Source organism: bacterium (assembly GCA_040755795.1).
Lineage (GTDB): Bacteria > UBA9089 > CG2-30-40-21 > CG2-30-40-21 > SBAY01 > JBFLXS01.
On record JBFLXS010000513.1, the window covers coordinates 1 to 2,525 of the forward strand.

1 protein-coding gene is annotated in these 2,525 nt (G+C 40.6%); it reads left to right on the plus strand.

Translation table 11 applies throughout. The features are described 5' to 3' along the window. Window positions 1-366: 366 nt before the first annotated feature. Window positions 367-2,525, plus strand: a 2,159-nt coding sequence (gene purL / locus AB1414_19090; GenBank protein ID MEW6609518.1) for a phosphoribosylformylglycinamidine synthase subunit PurL, incomplete at its 3' end; no start/stop codon positions are given.

A 2,525-nucleotide genomic window follows, 5' to 3' on the forward strand; every position in this document is an offset into this window, starting at 1 on the left:
TCGAACCCAATATTCCCGAGCCAGGTAAATGGCGATGGAACTGTCGAGGTTCACAAGGACAACGACTTGCCTCAGGGATATACATTTACTTAGTGACAAATGATAAAGGCCAGAGGAAAACAGGGAAACTGGGAATTTTGAGGTAAATGGTAGAAGTGGTAAAAGAGGATAAACATATAAATAAACTGTAATCGTTCAGCTATCAGGTGTCAGCAGTCAAATACCAGTAGGAAAATTGGGACAGTAGCAGATTTTACGATTTTGCTTATTCTCCTGCATTAGATGCCAGTGCCCTTCTTAAAGGCTGATGGCTGAAAGCTGACACCTGAAGGCTTACAAATTATTTACTAAACTTGAGACTCTATTATGCCCAACATAGAAATAACTGAAAAAATAATTAAATCACATGGTTTGACAATGGAAGAATATGATAGAATCTGTCAGATTCTCGGGCGTCAACCTAATTATACGGAGTTAGGTATATATTCGGTGATGTGGAGTGAACACTGTAGTTATAAAAGCTCGCGGGTAGTTTTAAAATCATTCCCAACACAAGCACCCTGGATTTTGCAAGGTCCTGGTGAAAATGCGGGAATAATTGATATTGGTGAAAATCTTGCTGTAGTGATGAAAATTGAAAGTCATAATCATCCCTCGGCTGTAGAACCTTATCAAGGTGCGGCAACCGGTGTCGGTGGCATCATTCGTGATATATTCACAATGGGCGCTCGACCACTTGCACTTCTGGATTCACTTAGATTTGGTGAATTAAATCATCCCAGATGCCGATATTTGCTAAATGGGGTTGTTGCCGGAATTGCTGGCTATGGAAATTGTATTGGCATTCCAACGGTTGCTGGTGAGATCTATTTTGAGGATACTTACAAAGAAAATCCATTAGTTAATGCGATGTGTGTTGGAATAATAAACCATAATGAGATTATCAAAGGAATAGCGACTGGTGAGGGAAATCCGATTATTTATGTTGGTTCTGCCACAGGTAGAGATGGACTCCACGGCGTAACCTTTGCCTCGCGTGAATTGACAGAAGAATCCTATGAAGATAGACCATCAGTTCAGGTTGGCGACCCATTTATGGAAAAACTATTGCTTGAAGCCTGCCTTGAACTGGCAAAAACAGGCTGTATCGTGGGTATGCAGGATATGGGTGGGGCAGGACTTACCTGCTCAACCTGCGAAATGGCTTCAAAAGGCAATAGCGGGATGGAAATAGAATTAAATAATGTCCCAAGACGAGAAAAGGGAATGATTCCTTATGAAGTTATGCTTTCGGAATCTCAAGAAAGAATGCTTATCTGTATCAAAAAAGGCACTGAAGATAAGGTTAAAAAGATATTTGAAAAATGGGACTTGCACGCCGTAGTCATTGGCAAGGTAACCGCAGATGGAATATTAAGGGTAAAAGATAATGGTCAGGTAGTGGCTGAGATTCCTGCGAAATCATTAGCCGAAGATGCCCCGGTGTATCGCCGTCCACAACAAAAACCTGTTTATCTTGACCATGTCCAAAACTTTAATACCGATAATCTACCCAAACCAGATGATTATAATGAAATTTTACTTAAATTAATCACCTCACCAAATATTGGATTAAAAGAAAAGGTCTATGAACAATATGACCATATGGTCAGGACAAATACAGAGGTTTTACCTGGTAAAGGCGATGCGGCGGTCTTGAATATCAAAGGCACACAAAAGGCTATTGCCGTAACTTGTGATGGAAATGGTAGATATTGCTATCTTGACCCTTATGTCGGTGGAATGATTGCGGTGGCAGAGGCGGCAAGAAATGTTGTTTGTGTTGGCGCCAAACCTTTAGCCATTACAAATTGCCTCAATTTCGGTAACCCGGAAAAACCAGAGGTGATGTGGCAATTCCAGAAGGTTGTCGAAGGAATGATTCAAGCGTGCAATATACTCCATACCCCGGTGACGGGTGGTAATGTTAGTTTTTATAATGAAAGTGAAGAGATAGCCATTTATCCAACTCCAGTTATCGGGATGTTAGGAATTATTGATGGTTATCGTGGCTCAGGGATAGGATTTAAGGATGAAGATGATATTATTGTTTTATTAGGAGAAACTAAAGAAGAGTTAGGTGGCTCTGAGTATCTCAAGGTCCTTCATCATCAGGTCGCAGGCAAACCTCCAATGATAGATTTAGAATGGGAAAATAATATCCAGGCTACCTGCCTTGCCGCAATTCAACAGGGAATTATCAAATCTGCTCATGACTGTGCTGAGGGAGGATTAGCCATTGCCTTAGCTGAATGCTGTATCGTAGGTAATATTGGGGCTGAGATTACCCTGGATTCAGAATTCATTGAACCACATTATTTACTTTTTGCCGAATCTCAGTCCCGAATTATTCTCAGTTTAAAAAAGGAAAATTTAGATGACCTGGAAAAACTTGCCTCCTTATATCAGGTTACCTTTTCTATTCTGGGTAAGGTTAAACCAGGTCACTTGCGAATTAATAACTGGATAGATATTCGGCCATCTTT